This is a genomic window from Streptomyces sp. P17 (assembly GCF_032436805.1).
Taxonomy (GTDB): Bacteria; Actinomycetota; Actinomycetes; order Streptomycetales; family Streptomycetaceae; genus Streptomyces.
This window is the reverse complement of the sequence record NZ_JAVRBF010000696.1, coordinates 1-279: the sequence shown is the minus strand read 5'-3', so window position 1 is coordinate 279 and position 279 is coordinate 1. Positions and strand designations below refer to the sequence as shown.

The 279-nt window shown below is 65.9% G+C and carries 1 protein-coding gene; it reads right to left on the bottom strand.

What is annotated here, in order from left to right; all coding sequences use genetic code 11:
* Positions 1-28 precede the first annotated feature (28 nt).
* Positions 29-279 (bottom strand): Mur ligase family protein (locus tag RMT89_RS42630; RefSeq protein ID WP_315889132.1); only part of this gene is annotated, 251 nt, incomplete at its 5' end.

The window sequence follows — 279 nt, the reverse complement described above, 5'->3', positions numbered from 1 at the left end:
ATGCGCACCGAAAGCGGCGGCACCTTCGTCACCGCCGTGGTGGGCGCATCGTTTCGATGGCGCGGACGTCTGCCCCCTTGTCAAGACCGAAGGTCACGATCCGTGCCGCATACGGCGTCGCCGCAGCGACCAGGCGATCGCGATGCGGGCTGTCGAACGGGACGATCGCGACCCCGCCCGGCTCCAGGCCCTGAAAAATCTCGCCCTTCGCATCCGCAATCGCCGCCTCGTCGCGGAAAAATTCGGTATGTGCCGGGGCGATGGTGGTGATGATCGCAA